This is a genomic window from Bacillus sp. AFS098217 (genome assembly GCF_002551815.1).
Taxonomy (GTDB): Bacteria; Bacillota; Bacilli; order Bacillales; family Bacillaceae_G; genus Bacillus_A.
This window is the reverse complement of record NZ_NVPR01000032.1, coordinates 215,175-239,380: the sequence shown is the minus strand read 5'-3', so window position 1 is coordinate 239,380 and position 24,206 is coordinate 215,175. Positions and strand designations below refer to the sequence as shown.

At 36.0% G+C, this 24,206-nt stretch carries 24 protein-coding genes and 1 tRNA gene; 19 read left to right on the top strand and 6 right to left on the bottom strand.

Translation table 11 applies throughout. The annotated features are described in order from the left end of the window. Positions 1 to 35 precede the first annotated feature (35 nt). Positions 36 to 986 carry a 4-hydroxy-3-methylbut-2-enyl diphosphate reductase gene (locus COO03_RS09485; RefSeq protein ID WP_097896930.1) on the bottom strand — a complete coding sequence of 317 codons (951 nt, stop codon included), beginning with the start codon at positions 984 to 986 and terminating at the stop codon, positions 36 to 38. 89 nt (positions 987 to 1,075) lie between these two features. Next, positions 1,076 to 1,735, bottom strand: a complete 660-nt coding sequence (vrrA, locus tag COO03_RS09480) for a VrrA/YqfQ family protein (protein ID WP_097896929.1) — start codon at positions 1,733 to 1,735, stop codon at positions 1,076 to 1,078. A gap of 372 nt (positions 1,736 to 2,107) precedes the next feature. Here vrrA and COO03_RS09475 point away from each other — a divergent pair, with 372 nt between their 5' ends. Both COO03_RS09475 and COO03_RS09470 read left to right on the top strand, forming a co-directional pair. Beyond that, on the top strand, positions 2,108 to 3,418 hold the full coding sequence (locus COO03_RS09475) for a DEAD/DEAH box helicase (protein WP_097896928.1): 1,311 nt from the start codon (positions 2,108 to 2,110) through the stop codon (positions 3,416 to 3,418). 420 nt (positions 3,419 to 3,838) lie between these two features. Further along, positions 3,839 to 4,735 carry a deoxyribonuclease IV gene (locus COO03_RS09470; RefSeq protein ID WP_097896927.1) on the top strand — a complete coding sequence of 299 codons (897 nt, stop codon included), beginning with the start codon at positions 3,839 to 3,841 and terminating at the stop codon, positions 4,733 to 4,735. An 18-nt stretch (positions 4,736 to 4,753) separates the two neighbouring features. Here the strand turns inward: COO03_RS09470 and COO03_RS09465 are convergent, their stop codons facing one another. After that, on the bottom strand, positions 4,754 to 5,008 hold the full coding sequence (locus COO03_RS09465; protein ID WP_097896926.1) for a DUF2624 domain-containing protein: 255 nt from the start codon (positions 5,006 to 5,008) through the stop codon (positions 4,754 to 4,756). Between the two features lie 150 nt (positions 5,009 to 5,158). Between COO03_RS09465 and COO03_RS09460 the strand changes: the two genes are divergently transcribed. The 4 genes from COO03_RS09460 to COO03_RS09445 all read left to right on the top strand — a co-directional run bounded on the left by COO03_RS09460 (position 5,159) and on the right by COO03_RS09445 (position 8,241). Then, a complete protein-coding gene (locus COO03_RS09460; protein ID WP_097896925.1) occupies positions 5,159 to 6,037 on the top strand; it encodes a YitT family protein in 879 nt (292 codons plus the stop codon). Positions 6,038 to 6,210: 173 nt separating this feature from the next. Continuing rightward, the gene (locus COO03_RS09455; RefSeq protein ID WP_097896924.1) at positions 6,211 to 6,984 is read left to right on the top strand and encodes a metal ABC transporter ATP-binding protein; all 774 of its coding nucleotides are present in this window, start codon (positions 6,211 to 6,213) and stop codon (positions 6,982 to 6,984) included. Further along, complete coding sequence (locus COO03_RS09450) at positions 6,981 to 7,814, top strand: metal ABC transporter permease (RefSeq protein WP_097896923.1); 834 nt, start codon at positions 6,981 to 6,983, stop codon at positions 7,812 to 7,814. Before COO03_RS09455 ends, COO03_RS09450 begins: the two co-directional genes overlap by 4 nt. 13 nt (positions 7,815 to 7,827) lie before the next feature. Further along, positions 7,828 to 8,241 carry a Fur family transcriptional regulator gene (locus COO03_RS09445; RefSeq protein ID WP_097896922.1) on the top strand — a complete coding sequence of 138 codons (414 nt, stop codon included), beginning with the start codon at positions 7,828 to 7,830 and terminating at the stop codon, positions 8,239 to 8,241. Between the two features lie 140 nt (positions 8,242 to 8,381). Here the strand turns inward: COO03_RS09445 and ispG are convergent, their stop codons facing one another. The 3 genes from ispG to COO03_RS09430 all read right to left on the bottom strand — a co-directional run bounded on the left by ispG (position 8,382) and on the right by COO03_RS09430 (position 10,822). Continuing rightward, a complete protein-coding gene (gene ispG / locus COO03_RS09440) occupies positions 8,382 to 9,476 on the bottom strand; it encodes a flavodoxin-dependent (E)-4-hydroxy-3-methylbut-2-enyl-diphosphate synthase (protein WP_170958155.1) in 1,095 nt (364 codons plus the stop codon). Positions 9,477 to 9,641: 165 nt separating this feature from the next. After that, positions 9,642 to 9,989: a hypothetical protein gene (locus COO03_RS09435; protein ID WP_097896920.1), complete on the bottom strand. Its 348-nt coding sequence runs from the start codon at positions 9,987 to 9,989 to the stop codon at positions 9,642 to 9,644. 65 nt (positions 9,990 to 10,054) lie between these two features. Next, positions 10,055 to 10,822 (bottom strand): DUF1189 domain-containing protein, encoded by a 768-nt coding sequence (locus COO03_RS09430; protein WP_097896919.1) that lies wholly within the window; start codon positions 10,820 to 10,822, stop codon positions 10,055 to 10,057. A gap of 326 nt (positions 10,823 to 11,148) precedes the next feature. Here COO03_RS09430 and COO03_RS09425 point away from each other — a divergent pair. The 13 genes from COO03_RS09425 (at position 11,149) to COO03_RS09365 (ending at position 24,206) form a co-directional block, all read left to right on the top strand. Continuing rightward, positions 11,149 to 11,222, top strand: a tRNA-Ile gene (locus COO03_RS09425). A gap of 223 nt (positions 11,223 to 11,445) precedes the next feature. Then, positions 11,446 to 12,057 carry a superoxide dismutase [Mn] gene (gene sodA, locus COO03_RS09420; protein ID WP_097896918.1) on the top strand — a complete coding sequence of 204 codons (612 nt, stop codon included), beginning with the start codon at positions 11,446 to 11,448 and terminating at the stop codon, positions 12,055 to 12,057. A 135-nt stretch (positions 12,058 to 12,192) separates the two neighbouring features. Beyond that, the gene (locus tag COO03_RS09415; protein ID WP_097896917.1) at positions 12,193 to 13,470 is read left to right on the top strand and encodes an MFS transporter; all 1,278 of its coding nucleotides are present in this window, start codon (positions 12,193 to 12,195) and stop codon (positions 13,468 to 13,470) included. Positions 13,471 to 13,579: 109 nt separating this feature from the next. Beyond that, the gene (locus tag COO03_RS09410; RefSeq protein WP_097896916.1) at positions 13,580 to 15,682 is read left to right on the top strand and encodes a peptidoglycan D,D-transpeptidase FtsI family protein; all 2,103 of its coding nucleotides are present in this window, start codon (positions 13,580 to 13,582) and stop codon (positions 15,680 to 15,682) included. 305 nt (positions 15,683 to 15,987) lie between these two features. Beyond that, a complete protein-coding gene (locus COO03_RS09405) occupies positions 15,988 to 16,905 on the top strand; it encodes a PstS family phosphate ABC transporter substrate-binding protein (protein WP_097896915.1) in 918 nt (305 codons plus the stop codon). Positions 16,906 to 16,932: 27 nt separating this feature from the next. Continuing rightward, positions 16,933 to 17,883, top strand: a complete 951-nt coding sequence (gene pstC, locus COO03_RS09400; protein WP_097896914.1) for a phosphate ABC transporter permease subunit PstC — start codon at positions 16,933 to 16,935, stop codon at positions 17,881 to 17,883. A gap of 1 nt (position 17,884) precedes the next feature. Next, the gene (gene pstA / locus COO03_RS09395) at positions 17,885 to 18,751 is read left to right on the top strand and encodes a phosphate ABC transporter permease PstA (RefSeq protein WP_097896913.1); all 867 of its coding nucleotides are present in this window, start codon (positions 17,885 to 17,887) and stop codon (positions 18,749 to 18,751) included. Between the two features lie 29 nt (positions 18,752 to 18,780). Further along, entirely contained in the window at positions 18,781 to 19,596 is an 816-nt protein-coding gene (gene pstB, locus COO03_RS09390) for a phosphate ABC transporter ATP-binding protein (RefSeq protein WP_097896912.1), read from the top strand. Between the two features lie 72 nt (positions 19,597 to 19,668). Then, positions 19,669 to 20,325 carry a phosphate signaling complex protein PhoU gene (gene phoU / locus COO03_RS09385; protein WP_097896911.1) on the top strand — a complete coding sequence of 219 codons (657 nt, stop codon included), beginning with the start codon at positions 19,669 to 19,671 and terminating at the stop codon, positions 20,323 to 20,325. A 268-nt stretch (positions 20,326 to 20,593) separates the two neighbouring features. Continuing rightward, complete coding sequence (locus COO03_RS09380) at positions 20,594 to 22,948, top strand: sugar phosphate nucleotidyltransferase (RefSeq protein ID WP_097896910.1); 2,355 nt, start codon at positions 20,594 to 20,596, stop codon at positions 22,946 to 22,948. Positions 22,949 to 23,018: 70 nt separating this feature from the next. After that, entirely contained in the window at positions 23,019 to 23,168 is a 150-nt protein-coding gene (gene rpmG / locus COO03_RS09375) for a 50S ribosomal protein L33 (RefSeq protein WP_001265618.1), read from the top strand. 157 nt (positions 23,169 to 23,325) lie between these two features. Next, positions 23,326 to 23,904, top strand: coding sequence for a 5-formyltetrahydrofolate cyclo-ligase (locus tag COO03_RS09370; protein WP_097896909.1), 579 nt, complete (start codon positions 23,326 to 23,328; stop codon positions 23,902 to 23,904). Between the two features lie 101 nt (positions 23,905 to 24,005). After that, complete coding sequence (locus COO03_RS09365) at positions 24,006 to 24,206, top strand: YqgQ family protein (protein ID WP_141523179.1); 201 nt, start codon at positions 24,006 to 24,008, stop codon at positions 24,204 to 24,206.

The following is a 24,206-nucleotide window of genomic DNA, read 5'->3' as shown; positions in this document are numbered from 1 at the left end:
TAAAAAAATCCGTTGCTANNTAGCAACGGATTTTTTTATTGTTGTTTTTTTGCTTTTACACGCGGCAAAATCTTTTGAAGTGGTACGTTTCGTTTTCGCTCCCAAGTAGCTGGATTCATCGGATCGTACTGTTCTAAAAAGGCTATTACTTCTTTTGTAATTGGCGTTGGTGTAGAAGCACCGGCGGTAATAGCAACATTTTCAACGCCTTGTAGCCACTCTAATTGAATCTCGCTTACATCTGCAACGCGGTATGCCTTTGTACCAGCGATTTCTTCTGATACTTGAGCTAAGCGGTTTGAGTTATTGCTTTTTGGATCGCCAACAACAATCGTTAAATCAGCAACATCAGCCTGTTTAGCCACTGCTTCTTGACGAACTTGTGTTGCTAAACAAATTTCTTTATGAAATTCAGCTGTTGGGAATTTTTTCTGGATGTCTTCCATTAGGTATTGAACGTCCCATTGACTCATTGTTGTTTGATTTGTAACTAAAATCTTTTCTGTTGGAATTTCCAATGTTTCTAAATCATCAGCTTTTTCAATAAGATGAACGATATCAGGTGCGATACCAACCGCGCCTTCTGGTTCTGGATGTCCTTTTTTACCGATGTAAATCACATGGTATCCTTCAGCTTTCTTTGCTTCAATGAGGTCATGTGTTTTTGTAACATCTGGACATGTTGCATCAATTGTTGTTAACCCTTTTTCTTTTGCACGTTGTTTGACTTCTGGGGAAACACCGTGTGCAGTGAAAATAACAGTGCCGGAATCGATTTTGTCTAAAATCTCTAATCGACTTGGACCATCTAATGTAATAATTCCATCTTCTTCAAAAGCATCTGTTACATGCTTGTTGTGAACAATCATACCTAAAATATAAATGGGTCTCGGTAATGACGTATCTAGTGCGGCATTGCGTGCGATAACCATCGCGTCAACAACACCGTAGCAATAACCACGAGGGGAAATTTTAACAATCTTCATGTGAGTAATCCTCTCCTTCTAAACAAGGGATCCTTTTGTACATAGTCTTTTTCATTATAAAGGAGGAGGGCACAGAAAACAAAGGATTGTTAGACATATAGTTTTGGTTTTGTTGCCATATGTGGGATATTCTCTTCCGGTAATTCTTTTTCAACAAGGGGATCAAGTATAATTTCCTTCCTTTTTTTCTTTTTAGGAGGTGATGGGGTGGTGATTACTTCCACCTCATCTTTCGATTCTTCAGCCTCACCTTTTCCAGAGGTGAGAATTTTTACGATGCTCGGTATGCTGCGAACAATGGGACCATATTGTTCGACGACAGGCCCGACAGATTGAGCGACTTGTGCAACTTTTTCAATGTTATTTAACATGCCGGTCGGATTGGAAATTAAGTTAGAAAAGAAGCTTCCGATACCACTGCTAGCGCTAGGTGTAACTGATGCCCCTCCGCGCATTTCGTTTGGCTCATTCATCATTTGTGGTTGAGGTGGTATCATTTGTTGTGGCTGCTGTATATAGGACTGATGGTATTGTTGGTGATGCGGATGTTGGTGCATGATCGGTTGCCCTTCCATTTGTCGATAGGGAGGAACCATTTGCATAAAAGGCTGAGTAGGATCGTGTTTTTTGAAAAGTTTAGAGAGAAATCCTTTCTTTTTTTGCATCATTGGTGGTAATTGAGGAATTGGGTATGGTGTATATGGTTGCTGCCCTGGATACATTTGCTGCATAGGGGATTTCGGATACATAAGAGAAATCCTCCTTTCTTCAGTTAGGTATATACACATACAATATGCAAAGGTAAGAAAGAAGGTTAGTTTTTGGAGTGAAAACTGAAACTATATAAATACAAGTTGAGAAATCGACATGAAAATCCCTTTCTTTTTAGGTGAACGAGAGCATCTGGACATGCATAGAAGCGGTCAGGGATTTTTTTTGCCACATGCTAGGGTGAAAACAAAGGAAGAAAGCGAGTGCAGGTCATGTTTTATTTTGCATCGCAGCGACTTAAAAATTAAAATGGATTTATATAAAGATGGATTTTACTATTAGATTTCGATATAATGTAGACTTGACTGATTTGTGCGCGCAGTAGAAATTTTAGAAAGAAGGTGTAACTTATGACACTACAAACATTTACACAGTATAATTTTCAGCCATTTTTAATAGATGCAGTTCGTGAACTACGCTTTTCAGAGCCGACAGAAATTCAAAAGAAAATTTTTCCGGTCGTAAAAAAAGGTGTGAGTGTAATTGGACAGTCCCAAACAGGTTCTGGGAAAACACATGCATACTTACTTCCAACTTTAAATAGAATTAATGCAAACCGTGAAGAGGTACAACTTGTCATTACAGCGCCTACTCGTGAGTTAGCACAACAAATTTATCAAGAAATTGTTAAATTAACAAAGTTTTGTGCAGAAGAGCAAATGATTACGGCACGTTGTCTAATTGGAGGTACTGACAAACAACGTTCAATTGAAAAGCTGAAAAAGCAACCTCATATTGTTGTTGGAACACCAGGACGTATTAAAGATTTAGTGGAAGAACAAGCGCTATTTGTTCATAAAGCAGCTACTATTATTGTCGATGAAGCGGATTTAATGCTTGATATGGGGTTCATTCAAGATGTAGATAAAATTGCAGCACGTATGCCTAAAAACTTACAAATGCTGGTCTTTTCTGCAACAATTCCTCAAAAATTAAAACCGTTTATGAAGAAGTATATGGAGAATCCAGAGCATATTCATATTAATCCGAAGCAAGTTGCAGCGGGGAATATTGAGCATTATCTTGTACCTTCAAGACATCGTAATAAGATTGAATTAGTGAAAAATATGTTACTTCAATTTAAGCCATATTTAGCAATTGTCTTTACAAATACGAAAAAAATGGCAGATGAAGTTGCGAATGGATTAACAGAGCGTGGATTAAAGGTTGGGCGTATCCATGGTGATTTATCTCCGCGTGATCGTAAAAAAATGATGAAGCAAGTTCGTGACTTAGAGTTCCAATACATTGTTGCGACGGACTTAGCGGCACGTGGTATCGATATTGAAGGAATTAGCCATGTAATTAACTATGAACTTCCATCTGATTTAGATTTCTTCGTTCACCGCGTTGGAAGAACAGCACGTGCTGGCTATTCAGGTATTGCAGTAACTATTTATGATCCAGCAAACGAGGAAGCACTAGATAACTTAGAAAAACAACGTAATATCACGTTTAAACATGTAGATTTACGTGGGGATGAATGGACGGACTTAGGTGAGCGTCGTCGCCGTAAAAGTCGTAAAAAACCAAATGATGAACTAGATGTTATGGCAACGAAAGTGGTTAAAAAGCCGAAAAAAGTAAAGCCTAATTATAAGAGAAAACTTGCGACAGAACGTGAAAAAGTGAAGAAAAAATATAGCAATAAAAAAAGATAAGGGAAATTTTTATCAAAAGCAACAAAAACATTAGAATACTTTGGTATAAAAGAAGTGAAATAGAATGTTACACATTTTAAGAGCGTGTGGTCACGCTCTTTTTTGTTGTACATAGAAGAGGTCTCAAACTAATAAAGATATCAATTATATAATGTGTAGCCTTATATAAGGTGCTGGCATATCAATGCTCAACACCTTTCAAACTTATTTAATATTACAGAGTACTTATCTTTTTTTTATCCATCTATCTTTCTGGCTTCCAAATTGAGTGAGAAGTGAAGGGAAGAGAAGAGGATTCTCACCGATTAAAGTTTTTCTTTGTTTTTTTCATAGTGGCTTCTTTTCTGAACAAACAATTCACTACATATTTCTACAAATTATGCTATCATTATAGCTATTGTATATTGAAGAGGTGATTATATGCTAAAGATTGGATCTCATGTTTCAATGAGTGGTAAGAAGATGTTATTAGCAGCAAGTGAAGAGGCTGTTTCGTATGGTGCAACAACGTTTATGATTTATACAGGCGCACCACAAAATACAAGAAGAAAACCAATTGAAGAATTAAATATAGAAGCAGGACGAAAACATATGCAGTTGCATGGAATTGAAGAAATTATTGTCCATGCGCCTTATATTATTAATGTTGGTAATACAACAAAACCTGAAACGTTCCAATTAGGTGTCGATTTCCTACGCATGGAAATTGAAAGAACAGCAGCCCTAGGAGTAGCGAAACAAATTGTACTTCATCCAGGTGCTCACGTTGGGGCAGGAGCTGAAGCTGGTATTGAGCAGATTATTAAAGGTTTAAATGAAGTGTTGACGCCAGAACAGACAGTAAATATCGCATTAGAAACAATGGCTGGAAAAGGTACAGAGTGCGGACGTAGTTTTGAAGAACTTGCAAAGATTATTGACGGTGTAAAATATAACGAAAAACTATCTGTATGTTTTGATACGTGCCATACGCATGATGCAGGTTATGACATCGTGAATGATTTTGATGGCGTATTAAATGAATTTGATAAAATTGTTGGGATTGATCGCTTGCAAGTATTGCATATTAATGATAGTAAAAACGTGCGCGGGGCTGGTAAAGACCGTCATGAAAATATTGGTTTCGGTCATATCGGTTATAAAGCGTTGCATCATATTGTACATCATCCGCAATTACAGCATGTACCGAAGATTCTTGAAACACCGTATGTAGGTGAAGATAAGAAAGATAAAAAACCACCATATAAATTTGAAATTGAAATGCTCAAGAATGGAACATTTGATGAAGGGATTCTTGAGAAGATTAAGGGGCAATAAGGAGGGAAATTTCCCTCCTTATTTTAATAATTGCTGAAATAATGTATTTACTTGCTGGGCGGTAGCGGGAGAGGTTACTTTTGCGATTTTTTTTAACAGTGCCAGTCTTTCATCGTTATTGTAAATGTTAATATTTTTTCCTTTCATTAAGAGCACAATTTTATCAGCTTGCTCTGTTGTAATAGGGACTTCATAGTCTTTACTATATTTTAATAATTCTTTTGTTGAAATATGATTTAATTTTTTATTTACGATTTGTTTGATGAGATTCATGATGCAGTCCTCCTTCAAGCGTTCTTATATCGGAATATATGTGCATGGTGCTTGTATATATTCGTATAACAGTGGCTTTTTCCATAAGGAAAAGAACAATATGTTATAATAAAAGAACAAAACTACATAAAAAGCATATAAGGAGGGCTTATGGAAAAAAAACAACATCGAAAAGAAAGTATTATTCATCTATTGTATCGTTTAGTTATGATTGTCTTTGGTGCAACATGTGCGGCGGTAGCAATTGAACTATTTTTAATGCCAAATAAAATTATTGATGGTGGAATTATTGGCATTTCCCTCATACTAGATTATCTTACTCCTAACATTTGGTGGTTAAGTTTTTCTACTTTAGTTGTCATCCTCAATATACCATTTATGTATTCCGGTTATAAGCAAATTGGAAAGACGTTCATGTTATCTTCTGCTTTTGCGATTGTCGCTTTAGCATTTATTGAGTCAACATTACATTCTATTCAACCATTTACGACAGAGCCGATTTTAGCAACTGTTTTTGGTGGCCTTATTTTAGGGATTGGTGTAGGCCTTGTTATTCGTCACGGGGGTTCATTGGATGGAACAGAGATTATGGGAATCTTGTTAACGAAGAAATTACCGTTTTCTGTCGGTGAATTTGTTATGTTTGTGAACTTATTCGTTTTTGCTTGGGCAGCATTTGTATTTGGTGTTGAACAGGCGATGTATTCTGTTATGACATACTATATTGCATTCAAAACGATCGATACGGTTATTCAAGGATTGGATGAAACGAAAGCAGTTCTTATTGTATCAGATCAATATGAAGAAGTATCAAATGCAATTTTACACCGTCTTGGTCGTGGAACAACAAAGCTTGTTGCTAAAGGTGGCTATACGGATAAAGAGAAAGAAGTTATTTACGCAGTTGTTACACGTCTTGAGGTAACAAAGTTAAAATCAATTGTTCATGAAATTGATGAAAATGCCTTTATTACAATTATGAGTACACAAGAGACAAACGGTGGTAAATTCAAATCAGCAATTCATTAAAAATATGTGTTCAAAAAAGCAGAGAAATTTTCTCTGCTTTTTTGTTATAATAATAAGGTTGCCTGAAATAAAGAAGGTATTTTGGGCAGATTGGTTTACAACTATAATAAGCTATACTATAATTCAAATAGAAATAAATCGGAATCATTCTGAATTAAAATAGGTGAGATGCTATGAAAAATATATTAGAAATAGAAGGATTGACATTTCGGTATGAAGATCGAAATGTGCTAGAAGATATTAATTTGCAAGTTCCAAAAGGAGCTTTTTTAGGTTTAGTTGGACCGAACGGATCTGGAAAATCAACTTTATTGAAGAGTATATTAGGTGTTTTAAAGCCAAAGAAAGGAAATATCCGATTATTTGGTATTGATAGTAAGAAATTTAAAGAGTGGAATAAAATCGGCTATGTGTCGCAAAAGGCTAACAGTTTTAACTCTGGTTTTCCAGCGACTGTCTTTGAGGTTGTTTCAATGGGGCTTGTTTCGAAAAAAGGCCTATTTCGTTTTTTAACGAAAGAAGATAAAGAGAAGGTAGTAAAGGCAATTGCTGATGTAGGCATGGGCGAATTTCAAAATCGTAACATCGGAGAGCTTTCCGGCGGACAACAGCAGCGTGTATTTATTGCACGTGCACTTGTAAGTAGCCCAGAATTACTTATTTTGGATGAACCTACTGTTGGAATCGATGTAAAGAACGTGGAGAGTTTTTATGAAATACTAGAGGATTTAAATAAAAAACTAGGTATCACATTGATTCTTGTTACGCATGATATGGGCGCTGTAACAGAGAAGGTGACGCATGTTGCATGTTTAAATCAGCATCTACATTTCCATGGAAATGTAGAGAAATTCCGAGAGCTAGAAGATGCAGAAATGTCGATTTTATATGGACATCATGTTCATCGCTTAGAGCATGATCATGAGCATCACGGGAGGATACAATGATACAGGATTTTTTACAATATGATTTTTTACGTAATTCTTTATACGCTGGTATTTTAATAGGACTTGTTGCACCGCTTATCGGTGTATTCGTTGTAATCCGCCGCTTGTCACTTATTGCGGAGGCATTAAGTCATGTGACATTATCAGGGATTGCAGCAAGCTTATTGCTTGAAAAAACAATTTTTACAGGTGGATTTTTAAATCCATTATATATGGGAATGATCTTTTCAATAGGTGGAGCTTTGTTAATTGAAAAGTTACGAACTGTATACAAACATTATCAAGAATTAGCGATTCCGATTATTCTCTCGGCTGGGATGGGGATTGGTGTTATCTTCATTTCGCTTGCTAACGGATTTAATACAGATTTATTTAGTTATTTGTTTGGTAGTGTAAGTGCTGTAACAAGAACGGATTTAATGATTATTGGTATTGTAGCAATCGTAGTTGTTGCAACGATTATTTTATTATATAAAGAGCTATTTTTATTATCATTTGATGAGGAATACGCTGTATCAACTGGACTTCGCGCAAAGTGGATTCACTTTATTTTTATTATTTTAGTTGCGTTAGTAATCGCAGTATCAATGCGTGTTGTTGGGGTTCTTCTTGTATCATCTCTAATGACGTTACCAGTTGCAGCAAGTATCCGCATTGCCAAAGGGTTTAAACAAACTATTTTCTTTTCCATTTTATTTGGTGAAATTTCCGTAATAGGTGGAATGCTTGCTTCTTATCAACTTGATTTGGCTCCAGGTGGTACAATTGTTATGCTAGCGGTTCTTATTTTAATCGGTGCAATCTTATGGAAAAAGAAAAAAACTGCATAAAGTAGGGATAGTTATGAATCTAACAGAAGCTTTACGCCTTATGAAAGAAAAAGGGTATAAACATACTGGAAAACGTGAAGAAATGCTGCGATTATTTGCGGCTCATAATCGTTATTTAACCGCAAAAGACGTTTTAGAGCATATGAAAGATGATTATCCAGGATTAAGTTTTGATACAATCTATCGAAATTTAACTGTATTTGCTGAGATTGGTGTTTTGGAGCAGACAGAACTAAATGGAGAAAAGAATTTTCGTTTTACATGCTCGGTTATGGAACACCATCATCATTTTATTTGTTTGGATTGTGGTGGGACAAAAGAAATTACTTCCTGTCCAATGGATTTTATGAATAAAGATTTTAAAGGATATGAGGTAACAGGACATAAGTTTGAAATATATGGGCGTTGCCCAAAGTGTGCAAAGTAAAGTGAAACCTTAATAAGTGGGTGAGCTTGCTCACTCAACTTAGTTGCTTTTACTGAATTTTGAGATGGGGGTATTACGGTCCGCCAATAGCAAGGGAAGAGCTCGTCAGTTGTGAAACTGACGAGCTCTTCTTTTTCTTTTTATTCTTGTTCTTGTTTTTCTTGATTTGCAGCCATTTCAGCAGCGATTACATCAATTTCTTTTTTCAGTTCTTCTACCATTGTTTCTTCTGGTACTTTTCGAACTACTTTTCCTTTACGGAATAATAACCCTTCCCCACGCGCGCCAGCAATACCGATATCAGCCTCACGAGCTTCACCAGGACCGTTTACAGCGCATCCAAGTACAGCAACTTTAATTGGTACTTTTAGTGTAGAGATATATTCTTCAACTTCGTTTGCAATACTGATAAGGTCAATTTCAATGCGACCACAAGTTGGACAAGAAATAAGTGTTGCGGCGTTCGATGCAAGACCGAATGACTTTAACAGTTCGCGAGCAACTTTCACTTCTTCAACAGGGTCAGCACTTAATGAAATACGAAGTGTATTTCCGATACCTTTACTTAAGATTGCTCCAAGACCAGCGGCACTTTTTACAGTTCCAGCAAATAGTGTTCCAGATTCTGTAATACCTAGGTGTAATGGATAATCAAAAGCACGAGCTGCTTTTTCATAAGCTTCGATTGCTAAATTAACATCAGAGGCCTTCATAGATACGATAATATCGTGGAAATCCAAATCCTCTAAAATTTTAATATGATGTAGTGCACTTTCAACCATACCATCAGCAGTAGGATAGCCATACTTCTCTAAAATATGACGTTCTAATGAACCTGCATTGACGCCGATACGAATTGGAATACCGCGTTCTTTCGCAGCATTTACAACAGCTTCTACTTTATGACGACGCCCGATGTTACCTGGGTTGATACGTACTTTATCAATGCCGCCTTCAATTGCTTTTAAAGCAAGACGATAATCAAAATGAATATCAGCAACAAGTGGGATGTTAATTTGTTTTTTTATATCAGCAATAGCATTTGCTGCACGTTCGTCTGGAACAGCTACGCGGACAATTTGACAACCCGCTTCTTCTAAACGTTTGATCTCAGCAACAGTTGCTTCTACATCATGCGTTTTTGTTGTTGTCATACTTTGTATAATTAATTCATTGTTGCCGCCAATTGTTAAATTACCGACTTTAACAGGACGTGTTTTTGTACGATGAGTCATTTCATTCACGAATAGATCGCTCTCCTTATAAAAGAAGTTTCTTATTTTGTCTCTTATATCAAGTATAGTATATGTGATATAAGGAAATAGAAACCAATATGTCCGGTTTCACTTTTACTATTGTATCAGCGCCTTTATGTAATTGACAAGGATTAAGTAATGGGGTCATTGATATAAAGGGAATTTGTAAGATTTCCCAATCTGTATTTTTGTAGAAGATGTATTTTGATTTAATTGTTTAAAATCATTAATTACTTTTTCAATAGAAGGAACTTTTTTCTTATTAATCGCTTCGGTAATTGAGAGAACCGTATCTCCTGTCTTTACTTCAATTGCTTTATACGATGTGTCTGTTTCTTTCTTTTGTTTCGTATCTGTGTCTTCTTTTTTTGCAGTTTGAGCAGCAGTTGTTTTTTTATATGAACTTAACATTGGTAAAGTGCCAATTTTTATATCGTAGTAAAATACATAACAGAGAACAAGCACAAATAAGAGTATACCTAATCTCTTCATATTCCTCACTCCTTTGCTAGGAATATATGCTTGTCCAAAAAAAAAATGCCTAAATGGCATTTTTTTTATAGTTCTTGTTTTTCTTTTGGTTTTGGAACTTCTTTAATTGTTAAGTATAGAACAATTAAAATAACTGCAATGTAGATAAGCGTTGAACTAAGGACGTGTACCTTTAATAAATCCATAATCATAAAGAAGATAGTTGGAATTGTATAACTATAAGCAGTTAACGACCAAACTTGCTTATAAGATAATTTGCGCTGGCCACTCATGGCAGAGCCGATGAAGGCAAGAAGTGTAATACCTAAAAATGTGATAAATAATTGGAACAGATAAACGAAAGCGCCGATAACGAACATTAAAATTGGATAAATGCTATTGAAGAAGGAAATAAAGTCTTGAAGATCCTTTTTCTCAAGAGAAGCACCTAATAAATCATTATAGGAATACGTTTGTGTTTGACCGTTCGCCATAGAGATTACTTTATCTTTGAGGATAAATAAGCCTATTTTATTGTTGTATTTTTGTGTATCCGTTGCGTTTGGATCGAATACAAAGATGGAATTACCATCCTCTTTTTCGATTGGCTTATCAATCTCTGCTTTTAGCTCTCCGTTTTCAATTTTAAATTCCGGAATATCTTGTTCAAGTGCTTTGTTTATGATTCCAACACCGTCTTGAATCGCGCTTCCGTACAATAAAGTTCTCGGGATGGTAGTGATTAAGCAGAGCAACATGATATACAGAATCGTTTTTCCGATTTTTTGAAAACGGAAAAGCGCCATGTCTTTTGGTGAGTATAGGCTTTTGACAAGTTGTGTAAATATGGACATAGATTCACTTCCTTTTGTTATGTATGTAGATTTATGTATAAAATCATAAAATCATTGTAACGTACGTATCTAGAGAATCACAAGCTATATCGCGTTTCTGTACCATATTTAGAGGAAGTACTTAATGATTTAAAAAACACGTCTTTTATAAAAAATACAACTTATCAAGGACAAAAATACAATTGACACTTTTCTTTTTCATATGGTAAATTTATCTTACATTTCTTAAGTGATATACCTCATAGCAATTTACTTATGTAGTATTTTGCTGTAGGAATAATCTATGAGAATACGGTAGTTTCGGCCGTAGTCATGTACATAATTCTGGACCCTTAGCTCAGCTGGTTAGAGCAGACGGCTCATAACCGTCCGGTCGTAGGTTCGAGTCCTACAGGGTCCATACCCATTTGGTGGTTTATAATGCAGAAAAGAAGCTTCCTTGTAGAAGGAAGCTTTTTTTACGAAATACGTGAGCATTTTGTTTGAAAAGAAATGGGTATTTTGCTACGTTAATGATAGCAACACAATGTGATTTAATTTGTTTTCACCCTATGGCAATTAGGGTAAAATGAAGTTGTATGCCAATTTATTTTGGCAATACATAAAATGGGAGGAATATAACAATGGCAAAACATGAATTACCAAATTTACCTTATGCGTATGATGCTTTAGAACCTCACTTTGATAAAGAAACAATGAACATCCATCATACAAAACACCACAACACTTACGTAACAAACTTAAACGCTGCGTTAGAAGGTCATGCAGAATTAGCTGACAAAAGTGTTGAAGAGTTAGTTGCACACTTAAATGAAGTACCAGAAGCAATTCGTACTGCAGTACGAAATAATGGTGGCGGACATGCAAACCACACTTTCTTCTGGACAATCCTATCTCCAAATGGTGGTGGACAACCAGTAGGTGAACTTGCAGCTGCAATTGAAGCGAAATTCGGTAGCTTTGATGCATTCAAAACAGAATTTGCAAAAGCTGGTGCAACTCGCTTTGGTTCTGGTTGGGCTTGGCTAGTAGTAAACAACGGTGAACTAGAAGTAACAAGCACTCCAAACCAAGACTCACCTTTAACAGAAGGTAAAACTCCAGTTATCGGTTTAGACGTTTGGGAACATGCTTACTACTTACATTATCAAAACCGTCGTCCTGACTACATCGGTGCATTCTGGAACGTTGTAGACTGGAACGCAGCTGAAAAACGTTACCAAGAAGCTAAATAATATTGTTTGTTCTGCTTTATGCAATTTGATACTGAAGAAGCTAGGGGATATTCTCCTAGCTTTTTTGTATGCTTTCTTTTACATAATTGTGCTTGTCTTTGGAAGACTAGAACATGAAGTAAAGGAGAGTTATGTATGAAGTGGAAACATATAATTGGCGATGTTGAGGTGAATCGCGATTTAGTATTACTACTTATTATGGGGGGATTATATACACTTGCTATTTCTTTATCGAATACCTTTGTTAACATTTATTTATGGAAGCAAACCCAAAACTATGTGAACCTTGGATTATATAATTTAGCAAGTGTTGTATTGCAACTACTCACCTTTCTATTCGCAGGAAAATTGGCAAAGCGAATCGATCGTGCTATTTTACTGCGAATAGGAGTTGGAACATTAGCGACTTTTTTTATCGTTGTTTTACTTACAGGAACACATGCTTCACACTATATTATATTACTTGGTGGACTTCTTGGAATTGGATACGGTTTTTATTGGCTTGCATTTAATTTGCTGACGTTTGAAATTACAGAACCGGAAACACGTGATTTTTTTAACAGTTTTCTCGGTCTTCTAACATCTTTTGCTGGAATGATTGGGCCGATAGCAGCTGGATATACAATTTCACGTATGGAGAAGTGGAGCGGCTATACAGTTATCTTTTTTCTTTCATTAACTTTATTTGCAATTGCTGTGGTCATTAGCTTTTTTTTATCGAAAAGGGAATGTGAAGGACGGTATGAAATTGTTCAAGTTTTGAAAGAACGTAGGATTGATAAAAACTGGGGAAGAATTACTCGTGCACACTTTTTTCAAGGATTAAGGGAAGGAACGTTTGTTTTTGTTATCTCGGTATACGTCTATTTAGCATCTGGAAGTGAATTTGCATTAGGGAAGTATAGTTTAGTCAATTCAGCTGTTTCATTTGTATGTTATTACTTGGTTGCACGTATGTTAAAGAAAGAGTGGAGAAAAAAGGCGATTTTACTTGGTGGAATTATTTTATACGCTGTGGTGTTCTTGGTTATTTTTCATGTTACATATGTAAAATTGCTCATTTATGCAGCTTGTATTGCAATTGCCTATCCGATCTTACTCGTTCCGTATGGATCGATGACATATGATGTAATCGGAAGAGCAAAACAGGCAAAAGAATGGCGGGTTGAGTATATTGTTGTTCGAGAACTATGGCTAAATAGCGGAAGAATATGTTCAATTTTAAGTTTTTTATGTGCAGTTTCATTTTTCCTGCCGGAAAAAAGTTTACCTGTTTTATTATGTATTCTCGGAGCTGGACATTTTCTTATTTATTTTGCCGTTAAAAATGTCAAATATGATGAGCGAAGTATAAATAGGACAAGCGTTGTAGCTGGGGAAGCAACACCAAATCGTACTGAACCTGAAGGTTAACTTCTTCTTTGTTTTATGCTAGAATAAAAAGACATGTAAAACAGCTGTGAGGGCACCTGTAACAAGGTGTCCCTTTCACATTACATAGCTGTGGGTAGAGGGGGTTCGTATGAGTAAGAAGAAAAAGAAAAAGACCCACGTTCCGTTTCGGCTAAACGTGTTGTTTTTGTGCGTATTTTTAATGTTCTCCGCGGTTATTGTGAGGCTTGGATATGTACAAATTGTTCATGGTGAGGAGTATAAAAACGAAGTTGAGAAAAAGGAAAACGCAACGATAAGCAATCCAGTTCCGCGTGGGAAAATCTTTGATCGATATGGACGTGCTGTTGTAGATAATGATCCTGTTCGGACGATCACATTTACACGAATGAAAGGATCAACTTCAGAGGACCGCCTAAAAACAGCGAAAAAGCTTGCAGAACTCATTGAAGTATCACCAGATAAATTAACAGATCGTGATAAGAAAGATTACTGGCTTTCAATGCATAAAAAAGAAGCAGAAGCGAAAATCACAAAAAAAGATCGTGAAGAACTTAAAGCGAAAAAAATTGATGATAAAGAAATTGACGATCGTCAGCGAAACCGCGTGACAGAAGAAGAACTAAGTCAATTAACACCAGCAGATTTAGAAGTGCTTGCAATTAAGAGTAAGATGGACGGCGGATATGCAATGACGCCACAAATTATTAAAAAGCAAGTAACACCGGAAGAATATGCGATAGTGAGTGAAAATTTAGCGTTATTACCAGGTGTGGATACGAATGTGGACTGGGATCGTAAATATACGTATGATGATATGTTCCGCAGCGTGCTTGGTGGTGTAACAAGCTCAGATGAAGGGTTACCAAAAGAGCGATTAGATTATTACCTTGTTCGCGATTATGATCGTAACGACCGGGTTGGGAAAAGTTATATTGAACAGCAATATGAAGATGCACTTCACGGTACAAAGACAGAAACAAAAAATATTACAGATAAAGATGGTAATATTATAGAAACAGTAAATGTCTCTCAAGGGCAACGAGGCAACGATTTAAATTTAACGATTGATATGGAACTACAAAAGCGTGTAGAAGACATAATTACGAAGAATTTAATGAAATTTAAAGGTTCGGAACCATTGTTAGATCGCGCATTTGTTGTCATGACGAACCCGAAAAATGGTGAAATTTTATCGATGGCTGGAAAACAGCTTGTCGAGGAAAATGGAAAAACAGAAGTGAAAGATTATGCATTAGGAACGATGACAAGTTCTTATGAAATGGGTTCAACGGTGAAAGGAGCAACGCTACTAACGGGATATCAAACAGGTGCAATTAAACCTGGAGATTATCAGTATGATGAACCGATAAAAATAAAAGGTACACCTTTAAAAAGCTCTTGGAAAAACATGGGTTCTATCGATGACCTTACTGCTTTAAAAATGTCTTCTAACGTATATATGTTTAAAACGGCAATGAAAATTGCTGGTGTGCAATATCAAAAAGGCGGTACGTTAGATATTCCACAAAAAGCATTCGATGATATGCGTTATTATTTTAGTCAATTTGGACTTGGGGTGAAAACAGGGATTGATTTACCAAATGAGTCGGCTGGGCAACGAGGAACAGGTAAGCAACCAGGTTTCTTATTAGACTTAGCAATTGGACAGTATGATACGTATACACCACTCCAATTAGCACAATATGTTTCGACAATCGCAAATGGTGGTTACCGTATGCAGCCACAGGTCGTAAAAGAAATTCGTCAGCCACCAGCTAAACCAGATGAAGTGGGAAAAGTGATTGAGTCAATGGAACCGAAAGTATTGAATCGTATAGATATGCCTGAAAGTCAGATTAAACGGATTCAAGAAGGTTTTAGACAGGTGTTTAATGATGCTGGTGGTACAGGTTTGAAATATTTTCAAACGGCACCATATAAAGCGGCAGGGAAAACAGGAACTGCACAGGTACCGTATGGCGGTGATAAGGCAATTGGAAGAGATGCAAATGGTAATCGTAAAATTATTTATAACCTAACTTTAGTAGGTTATGCTCCGCTTGATGATCCAGAGGTAGCATTCTCTGTTGTCGTTCCATGGATATATGATGATCACTGTGGAATTAACGGAGACATCGGCCGTCAAATTATGGATGCTTACTTTGACTTGAAAAAGCAAGAAGTAACAGGTGAAGCACCGAAAGATGAAAAAGGGAAGAAAGTAGAATAAAAACATGCGAATTTGGCACACTATCTTAAAAGATAGTGTGCTTTTTTGTGCTTTTTATGCATATGTTTTAGTAATTGTGGACGAGCATGTAATATGTGCGAAATAGGGTGCTGGAAAATTGCACATTCTTATTTAGGACCGGTCATCTAGTTGATTTAAAGAAAAGGAGGAAAGGATAACGTATTACAATAAAAAAGTAGAAATTTACAAAACTTTTACAAACAATTAAAACCGAATTAATAGTTTAGCATTATTCTTATACCTGTAATCCTGTTATTTCAGGTTACTTCTAGGAGGAAAAACACGTGAAGTGGATAAGCACATCAGTTAAGGTTTTGGCGGTATCGACATGTTCCATGTTCTTGTACATGTCTACTGCATCTGCTGCAAATAAAATGGGAGAAGTGAGAGTTGATGGATCCTCAACAGTTTTCCCTATTATGGAAGCAGTAGCAGAGGAATATACAAAGAAGGAACCGCGTGTGAAAGTTTCTATTAGTATTTCTGGAACAGGAGGAGGATTTCATCGTTTTGGAACAGGAGAAGTAGATATTAATAATGCTTCACGCTCGATGAAACAAGTGGAAGAGAAATTTATGAAGAAAAATTCCATCCAGTTTACACCATTTGAAATTGCTTATGATGGTCTCACAATTATTGTGAATCGTCAAAATACATGGGCGGATAATATGACAATAGAAGAGTTACGCCTATTGTGGAGCGAAGATGGGAGAACAAAACGATGGTCATATATACATCCAAAGTGGCCGCATGAAAAAGTGCGATTTTATGCGCCAGGTGTAGATTCTGGTACGTATGATTATTTTCAAAGTGTCGTCTTGCAAAACAATCGCCTTGCAAAAACAGTTTCGTTATCAGAAGACGATCAAGTTATTATGCAAGGGGTAATGAATGATACAAACGCAATCGCGTTTGTCGGATATGCCTACTACATGGCCAATCGAGATAAGGTGAAAGCTATAAAAGTAAACGGTGTATTTCCGACAAAGGAAACGATTCAATCTGGTAGGTATAAGCCATTGTCTAGATCGTTGTTTGCGTATGTAAATCATGCTTCGATTCAAAATAAAAGCAGTGTAGCAGATTATGTTGCATTTATGATGAAGCATGTAGGAAAGCTTGCTGAAGAAGTTGGTTATGTGAAGTTACCAGAAGAAAAATATAATGAACAGCTGCGAATGTTAACAGAAATAGAAAGATAATGTCAGGGTGGAAAGGGGTTTTCATCTTTGGCTCGTAATGACAAAAGTCAGATTACATTTTCTGTGCAACATTTGATTGAGAGAAATACAATCAAAAGAAAAAAAACGCAGCGAATCAATCGAATGGTCCCGTTATTATTAAAGGCAATTGCTAGTGTATCTATCCTAACAACAATTGGGATTATTATTACATTAGCAAATGAAACGATGATGTTTTTTCAAAAAGTATCGTTCTATTCTTTTTTCACTGAAAAAGAATGGTTACCTTTTTTTGAAGAGCCTAAGTTTGGGATACTGCCGCTTATATGTGGGACCGTACTGGTAACATCAATCGCCATGGTAGTAGCAATTCCAATTGGCTTAGGGTGTGCCATATTTTTAAATGAGTATGCTTCAAATTTGGCTAGAAAAGTACTAAAACCATTGTTAGAACTACTGGCAGGGATTCCGACAATTGTATACGGTTTTTTTGCCTTAACGATTGTTACGCCGTTCTTGCAGCGAATGATTCCTGATTTACAGTTTTTTAATGCAATTAGTCCAGGGATTGTCGTCGGATTTATGATGATACCAACAATAGCTTCTCTTTCTGAAGACGCGATGGGAGCTGTAGCATCTGCGGTAAAGGAAGCTTCAATGGCACTGGGTGCAACCCGTTTGGAAACAGTGAAGCAAGTGATATTTCCAGCAGCGTTTACTGGTATTATGGCTGCGATTCTATTGGCAGCTTCTCGTGCAATTGGTGAAACGATGATTGTTGTCATTGCTGGTGGTTCAACGCCTAATATATCTTTAGATCCGACGCATTCCACTCAAACGCTAACAGCCTATATTGTACAAGTGAGCCTAGGGGATGCACCTCATGGAACAATTACCTATTACAGCATGTATGCTGTAGGAGCTACACTACTTGTGTTTACATTTATTATGAATATGATTTCGCAGCAAATTATGCGCCGTTTTAGAAAGGTGATATAAGATGCAGATGTTAAATCATAAGAAAATAAAAGAAAATATGGCAGCGCGTTTTTGGAAGGACAAAATATATAAGGTGATTTTTTATATAGCAATGCTATTTTCAATAACTATACTCTTTGTATTGTTATATCAAATTTTTGAAAAAGGTGTAGGTTACCTTTCAATAGATTTTTTTATGAGCTTTGCTTCACGTAATCCAAAGCAAGCTGGGATTGCTGCGGCATTATCAGGAACAATATTATTTATGAGCATTGTAATACCGGTGTCTTTTATATTCGGGGTCGGTACAGCGCTATATTTAGAACATTATGCAAAACAATCTATATTTACAAGAATGATAGAAGTAAATATTCAAACATTAGCGGGTGTGCCATCTGTTGTGTTTGGATTGCTAGGTTTAACGATTTTTGTATATGTTCTTCAGCTAGGTGAGAGTATAGTAGCAGCAGCGCTTACGATGAGTCTTCTTGTGTTACCAACTGTTGTTGTGTCGAGCCAGGAAGCGATACGTATGGTACCAAGCCACTTATTAGAAGCTTCATATGGAGTAGGAGCTACAAAATGGCAAACGATGTACCAAGTTGTATTACCAACTGCTTTGCCAGGGATTTTAACGGGATGTATTTTGGCATTATCGAGAGCAATTGGAGAGGCAGCGCCACTATTAGTCATTGGGGCACTCGCTTTTGCGAATTATATTCCGTTTGGCATGTTTGATAGATTTACAGTTTTACCAATTCAAATTTTTAATTGGATGAGTAGACCACAAGAGGAGTTTCAGTATGTAGCGGCAGCAGGCATGATTGTTTTACTAGGATTGTTGCTTATTATGAATGCAGTTGTCTTATGGTTACGAAAGCGTAAATAAGTAGGAAGTGGATGAAAGGGGAATTCAAGATGGTAGCAACAGTAGTAAATGTACAGGTGAAAAAGGAAGAGAAGATTGAGGCAGCTCCGAAGAAAATTGTATTCGATACGAAAAATTTGAACTTATGGTATGGAGAAGACCATGCTTTAAAAGACGTGAATTTAAGCATTCATGAGAATGAAGTAACGGCAATCATTGGACCGAGTGGTTGTGGGAAATCAACGTATTTAAAAACATTGAACCGTATGGTAGAACTAGTACCTATCGTTCGAACAACAGGAGTAATCGAATATCGAGATCGAAATATCTTTGATAAGTCATATCCTGTTGAAGAATTACGTACACATGTTGGCATGGTATTCCAAAAGCCAAATCCATTTCCAAAATCCATCTATGAAAATGTTGCATATGGCCCAAAAATTCATGGTATTCGTGATAAGAAGACGCTTGATGCAATTGTTGAAAAAAGTTTACGTGGTGCAGCAATTTGGGATGAATTAAAAGATCGATTACATGACAATGCATATGGCCTATCTGGTGGACAACAGCAGCGCTTATGTATCGCACGTTGTTTAGCAATTGAACCAGATGTTATTTTAATGGATGAACCAACATCAGCTTTAGACCCGATTTCTACATTAAAAGTAGAAGAATTGATTCAAGAATTAAAGAAAGATTTTAGTATTGTAATTGTGACGCACAATATGCAACAAGCGGCACGTATTTCAGATAAAACAGCTTTCTTCTTAAGTGGTGAAGTTGTTGAATATACAGATACAAATAAATTATTTACAATGCCTACAGATAAACGTACAGAAGATTATATTACAGGACGATTTGGCTAATAAGAGTAAATGCTCCTCTTAAGAGGGGCATTTGTCATTTTTTATGTATGTAATAGATAAGGGGGAAGAAACATGGTACGAGAACAATTTCATTATGATTTACAAGCATTACAGCAAAAAGTAATTGAACTTGGGGAACTAGCAAGAGAAGCTCTGTCACTTTCTATGGAAGGCCTTCAAAATAGAGATGTAGAGAAAGCGTTGGAAGTTATTGATGGTGATTATCGCATGGACAATTTGGAAGAGGAAATCAACGATCTTGCGCTTATGTTAATCACGAAACAACAGCCTGTGGCAAGTGATTTACGAAGAATTTTCGTTTCGATTAAAACAGCAACAGATTTAGAACGTATCGCAGACCATGCAGTAAACATTGCGAAAGCAACGATCCGACTTGGTGAAAAAGAAACGTCTGTTGACTTGCATAATATAGAGGAAATGTTTACAATCGCTAATGAAATGTTACATTTATCATTGGAAGCATATCAAAAAGAAAATTTAACATCTGCAAAGCAAATTGCAGAAATGGATGATTCGGTTGATGAAATATATGGAAAAGCAATTCGTGAATTTATATCTTCCGTTCCTGAACATCCTGAGACGATTACACAAATTACACAATTATCTTTTATTGCACGTTATATTGAGCGTGTGGCAGATCACATTACAAATATTGCTGAAAATGTTTTCTATTTGGTGAAAGGAAAACATTATTTATTAAATGAATAGGCGGTAGGTTAAAGCAGATGATAGGAAGTCATCTGCTTTTTTAGTCAAAACATGACAAAAAAAGCTCGTTGTCTCGTTCGATTTATGATGATAAGATGTATCATAATATAAGATGGAAAAATAAAACAAATTTAAATTTCATTTTTAAATCAATGAGTAAGCGCTTTCTTTTGTAGGGTTCTAAATTGACAAAGTTAATTCATATAGAAGTGACATACATATGGTATACAAAATCGTTCAACATTATAAAAGTGGAGGATGAATGTATATGAAGGGGGTTATTTTAGCCGGTGGAAAAGGAAGACGCCTTAGACCATTAACATGTAATTTTCCAAAACCGATGCTGCCATTACTAGAAAAGCCAGTCTTAGAATATAACATTGAATTGCTCCGGCAACATGGTATTCATGAAATTGCGATTACGGTTCAATATATGAGTACTGCCATCAAACAATACTTTGGAGATGGTAGTAAATGGGGCGTGAACTTGCATTACTTCGAGGATTCACCGCCACTTGGTACGGCAGGGAGTATTAAGCAGGCAGAAGCGTTTTTAGATGAACCGTTTGTAGTAATTAGTGGGGATGCATTAACTGATTTTCAATTATCGAAAGGAATTGAATTTCATCAATGTAAGAAGAGAATGGTAACGGTGTTTGTGAAAGAAGTGGAAAATCCACTACCTTTTGGTTTAGTCGTGATGAACAAAGAGCAAGAAATTGTACGCTACATAGAAAAACCGAGTTGGAATGAAGTAATCTCTAATATTGTGAATACTGGAATTTATATAATGGAGCCAGAAATTTTTTCTTATATTCCATCTGAGCAATTCGTTGATTTTAGTCATCATGTTTTTCCGTTATTAGAAAATAAAAATGCGCTATTTGGATATGTGGCAGAAGGATACTGGCTAGATATTGGTACATTTGCTCAGTATCGGCAAGCTCAGTTTGATTTACTGACAAAGAAAGTGCAAGTACCGATTTCTTATACAGAAGTGCTACCGATGGTTTGGATGGGAGAAGACGTCACAATTGAAAAGGGTACGAAGATTCACGGTCCTTCTTTTATTGGGGAAGGGGCGGTCATTGGAAATGGGGCAATAATTGAACCGTATTCAATTATTGGCAAGCACAGTATTATTTCAAACTACACGCATCTTCAAAAAAGTATTGTTTTTGCACACACATATGTTGGGAAGCATTGTGAACTTCTAGAAACGACTGTTGGAGAAAATACGATGGTTGAAGATGATGTTACATTGTTTCAGAAGAGTGTTATAGCAGATCGATGCCGGATTGGAAAAAATACGATAATTAAACAAAATGGAAAAATATGGCCTTATAAAGTGATTGATAGCCATTCTGTAATTGCATCCTCAGGCGTCACGGAAGGTGAACATACAGCAGGATGGTTACAAAAAAGCCAGATAGTAGGTAGAGGTAATATAGAAATAACGCCTCAAGTTATTGTGAAAATTGCAATGGCGTTTGGTTCACTTTTTTCAAAAGGAGATCGTATATTAATTGGGAGTCATGAGAATGCAGAAGCGACTGCTTTTAAAAAATTATTTCTACATGCAATTCATGGTGTTGGAATCAATACGATGGAGTGTCAGGAGATGGATGAATCGCCTTTTCAATATGCGATTCATGAGCTAGAATGCACGGGAGGCGTTTTGGTTCGATTAGAAAAAGGAAAGGTGATTGTCATACAATTGTATGGTAAAGAAGGATTACGTTTAACATATAAGCAGCAAAAAGAAATTGAAGGCTTGTATATGTCAGAGGCTTTTCATTACGCATATGACAAAGAAATAGGGCGAAATAAACCGGTGCAGGTTAGCTTAGAAAATTATGTTGAATCTGTTTTAGAGCATGTAGATGTTGAGGAAATACAAAAGCAGCAGTTTCATCTTCTTATTAATAAAAGAGATGATATGTCGCAACCATTGCTCATTTCCTTTCTCCAAAAACTTGGATGTTCAATTACGTGGGTGTACGCAAGGGAGCAAAAAGAACATGTTAAATCTTTAATGAAATCTAGTAGAGCAAATATAGCTCTTATGTTTTATGAACAAGGAAATAAGTTTGAACTATATGATAACCATGGTGGTATTTACCAAAATACAAATTTTGAAGAAATAGATGTACCAGATTTACTACTTGAAACGGTAGGGAATACGTATCCGATATCATTAAAATTAGGAGATTGTTACCTTCTTTTTTATATGCATGGTGAAAAAGATTCGCTTCAAATAAGGTGGCAAAGGGATATTTTATATCGAATTGGAAAATTATTCGAGTTGATTGCTAAGCAAGGAAAAACACTATCAGTTATGTTAGAGCAATCACCACCTCTTTATTTATTATGTGATGAGGTTGTATGTTCATGGAAAGAGAAAGGGAAAGTAATGGGAATGTTATTGCAAGATATAGAGAAAAAAGAGATAGAAGTATTAGAGGGGATTCAATTTAAATATACGGAAAAAGAGTGGTCTTATATCGTTTCTGATGCAAAACAACCAAAATTTCTTGTATATTCACATGCGAGAAATCCAGTCATAGCAAAGGAAAACATGAAAAATCTTATAGAAAAAATTAGACAATATCAAAAGGTGTAGAATTTTTATTTTAAAAGTGGTATTATAGTATAGTCTGATTTAAGTTATTAGTGACTGGAGGGAAATAAGAATGCGTGTGAATATTACTCTAGCATGTACAGAATGCGGAGATCGTAACTATATCTCAAAGAAAAATAAACGTAACAACACGGAGCGCCTTGAGCTTAAAAAGTATTGCAAGCGTGACAAGAAGTCTACGTTACACCGTGAAACAAAGTAAGCAGTAGGAATATTTCCTACTGTTTCTTTTTATTTTGCACAAATGTTTGACTGTGCAGCCTGTATTTAAAATGATAAACTATCTCATAAGAATTTTATTTATTTTTTAGATAAAGGTGTTCAGCAGAATAGAGTGTTAGTGCAAGGGGGAAAAGCGTGTGAAAGAAGAGAAGGTGCGTTTACGCAAGCGAATATTAGAACACATGAATTCTTTATCGACAGAACAGTATAAAAATTTATCAGAACAGATTGTATTTTCTTTATATGAACAAAGGGAGTGGAAAGAAGCTGAAACAATCGGAATTACTCTCTCGATGGAACATGAAGTTAATACATATATTATTATTGAAAAAGCATGGCAGGAAGGCAAAAAAGTTGTTGTACCAAAGTGTAATCGAAAGACAAGAACAATGACTTTTCGTCAAATCGTTAATTTTGACCAATTAGAAACGGTATATATGAATTTACGTGAGCCCATTCCTGCATTAACAAAAGAAGTAGAGGCAAATGAAATTGATCTTCTTGTTGTACCTGGAGTTGCATATACAAGACGAGGAGAACGTATCGGGTACGGCGGTGGATATTATGATCGCTACCTTGTACGATATGAGGGGAAAACACTATCATTAGCTTTTGATTTTCAAATTGTGAATGATATTCCGACGGAGCCATTTGATCAAAATATACAAAAAATTATTACAGAAAAAGAAACAATTGTTCAAAATGGAATTGTATAGACAAATAAAAATTGACGAGACTTTTTCTTGTTGATTATAATAAAATATGTGAACGTTTTCTTATTATATTTCCATAATAAGTGTACATAGAGGGTGATAAAATGATATCGATTTATGATATTCAGCAATTACTAAAAAAATTTGGAACGATCATTTATACAGGTGATCGAATCGCTGATTTACAATTAATGCAAGATGAGCTACGTGAATTAAATCAATCACAACTGATCGACCCAAAAGACTATCAAACAGCTTTATTTTTAATAAAGCAAGAGATTCAAAAAGAGATGAGTAAGGAATAG

Excerpts from the sequence above, each read along its gene's own strand:
- COO03_RS09455 (WP_097896924.1), top strand. The coding sequence starts at position 6,211 with ATGAAAAATATATTAGAAATAGAAGGATTGACATTTCGGTATGAAGAT.
- COO03_RS09475 (WP_097896928.1), top strand. The coding sequence starts at position 2,108 with ATGACACTACAAACATTTACACAGTATAATTTTCAGCCATTTTTAATA.
- COO03_RS09380 (WP_097896910.1), top strand. The coding sequence starts at position 20,594 with ATGAAGGGGGTTATTTTAGCCGGTGGAAAAGGAAGACGCCTTAGACCA.
- vrrA (WP_097896929.1), bottom strand. The coding sequence starts at position 1,735 with ATGTATCCGAAATCCCCTATGCAGCAAATGTATCCAGGGCAGCAACCA.
- pstB (WP_097896912.1), top strand. The coding sequence starts at position 18,781 with ATGGTAGCAACAGTAGTAAATGTACAGGTGAAAAAGGAAGAGAAGATT.
- COO03_RS09435 (WP_097896920.1), bottom strand. The coding sequence starts at position 9,989 with ATGAAGAGATTAGGTATACTCTTATTTGTGCTTGTTCTCTGTTATGTA.
- pstA (WP_097896913.1), top strand. The coding sequence starts at position 17,885 with ATGCAGATGTTAAATCATAAGAAAATAAAAGAAAATATGGCAGCGCGT.
- sodA (WP_097896918.1), top strand. The coding sequence starts at position 11,446 with ATGGCAAAACATGAATTACCAAATTTACCTTATGCGTATGATGCTTTA.
- COO03_RS09410 (WP_097896916.1), top strand. The coding sequence starts at position 13,580 with ATGAGTAAGAAGAAAAAGAAAAAGACCCACGTTCCGTTTCGGCTAAAC.
- COO03_RS09465 (WP_097896926.1), bottom strand. The coding sequence starts at position 5,008 with ATGAATCTCATCAAACAAATCGTAAATAAAAAATTAAATCATATTTCA.
- COO03_RS09485 (WP_097896930.1), bottom strand. The coding sequence starts at position 986 with ATGAAGATTGTTAAAATTTCCCCTCGTGGTTATTGCTACGGTGTTGTT.
- COO03_RS09445 (WP_097896922.1), top strand. The coding sequence starts at position 7,828 with ATGAATCTAACAGAAGCTTTACGCCTTATGAAAGAAAAAGGGTATAAA.
- ispG (WP_170958155.1), bottom strand. The coding sequence starts at position 9,476 with ATGACTCATCGTACAAAAACACGTCCTGTTAAAGTCGGTAATTTAACA.
- COO03_RS09430 (WP_097896919.1), bottom strand. The coding sequence starts at position 10,822 with ATGTCCATATTTACACAACTTGTCAAAAGCCTATACTCACCAAAAGAC.
- COO03_RS09470 (WP_097896927.1), top strand. The coding sequence starts at position 3,839 with ATGCTAAAGATTGGATCTCATGTTTCAATGAGTGGTAAGAAGATGTTA.
- phoU (WP_097896911.1), top strand. The coding sequence starts at position 19,669 with ATGGTACGAGAACAATTTCATTATGATTTACAAGCATTACAGCAAAAA.
- COO03_RS09460 (WP_097896925.1), top strand. The coding sequence starts at position 5,159 with ATGGAAAAAAAACAACATCGAAAAGAAAGTATTATTCATCTATTGTAT.
- rpmG (WP_001265618.1), top strand. The coding sequence starts at position 23,019 with ATGCGTGTGAATATTACTCTAGCATGTACAGAATGCGGAGATCGTAAC.
- COO03_RS09365 (WP_141523179.1), top strand. The coding sequence starts at position 24,006 with ATGATATCGATTTATGATATTCAGCAATTACTAAAAAAATTTGGAACG.
- COO03_RS09415 (WP_097896917.1), top strand. The coding sequence starts at position 12,193 with ATGAAGTGGAAACATATAATTGGCGATGTTGAGGTGAATCGCGATTTA.
- COO03_RS09450 (WP_097896923.1), top strand. The coding sequence starts at position 6,981 with ATGATACAGGATTTTTTACAATATGATTTTTTACGTAATTCTTTATAC.